Genomic DNA, 1,195 nt, shown 5'->3' on the forward strand with positions numbered 1-1,195 from the left:
TCTATGTCAATTAAAGTCATTATCGCAGGTTTCAAGGGAAGAATGGGACAAGCAGCCTACAAGATGGTTTCTGAAGATCCTGAGTTAGAATTAGCTGGCTTGATCGATCCGTTTACTGATGAGACAGAGGTTGCAGGAGTCCCTGTCTTTAACCACAAAGAAGATGTTGTGGGTCTAGAGGCAGATGTTTGGGTCGACTTTACCATGCCCAAGGTCGCTTACGAGAATACTCGCTTTGCAATTGAAAATGGCTTTGCGCCTGTTGTGGGAACGACTGGATTCACTCCTGAGCAGATCCAAGAATTGACAGACCTTTCACGTGAAAAGGGCTTGGGTGGCTTGATCGCGCCGAACTTTGCCATTGGAGCTGTGCTCTTGATGCAATTTGCAGCGCAAGCAGCCAAGTATTTCCCGAATGTAGAAATTATCGAATTGCACCACGATAAGAAAAAAGATGCACCGAGTGGAACAGCGATTAAGACCGCTGAGTTGATCTCTGAGAAGCGTGAGAAGATCCAGCAAGGTGCAGCAGATGAAGAAGAGTTGATGCCTGGGGCAAGAGGGGCAGAGTTTGAAGGGATGCGCATCCATTCGGTTCGATTGCCTGGCCTAGTCGCTCACCAAGAGGTGATTTTTGGTAGCCAAGGCGAAGGGTTGACTCTCCGTCATGATTCCTATGATCGTGTTTCCTTCATGACAGGAGTAAATCTAGGGATTAAAGAAGTTGTCAAGCGTCATGAGCTTGTTTATGGTTTGGAACACTTACTATGAGATTAGAAAAGATGCCTTCTGAGTTTCAGGAGGCTTTACCAATATTAGAGAAGATTAAAGCAGCTGGTTTTGAGGCCTATTTTGTAGGGGGATCTGTCCGTGATGCCCTCTTGGATCGTCCAATTCACGATGTCGATATCGCTTCCTCCTCATACCCAGAAGAGACCAAGGCAATTTTTGATCGAACAGTAGATGTCGGTATCGAACACGGGACTGTCTTGGTCCTTGAAAATGGTCAAGAATATGAAATTACGACCTTCCGGACAGAGGATGTCTATGTCGATTATCGTCGTCCGAGTTCCGTGTCTTTTGTGCGCTCACTAGAAGAAGACCTCAAGCGTCGTGATTTTACGGTTAATGCCTTTGCCTTAAATGAAAAAGGAGAAATTGTTGACCTTTTTCATGGGTTAGAAGACTTGGAAAA

1 protein-coding gene and 1 pseudogene are annotated in these 1,195 nt (G+C 45.6%); both read left to right on the forward strand.

The window, feature by feature from the left end; all coding sequences use genetic code 11:
* Positions 1–3: 3 nt before the first annotated feature.
* Entirely contained in the window at positions 4–771 is a 768-nt protein-coding gene (dapB, locus tag SPADD19_RS03680; protein WP_061455271.1) for a 4-hydroxy-tetrahydrodipicolinate reductase, read from the forward strand.
* A pseudogene (locus SPADD19_RS12535) lies at positions 768–1,195 on the forward strand (CCA tRNA nucleotidyltransferase); the annotation flags it as partial. The gene dapB and the pseudogene SPADD19_RS12535, both read left to right, overlap by 4 nt.

This window comes from Streptococcus parasanguinis (genome assembly GCF_001578955.1).
In the GTDB taxonomy this organism is placed as follows: Bacteria; Bacillota; Bacilli; order Lactobacillales; family Streptococcaceae; genus Streptococcus; species Streptococcus parasanguinis_U.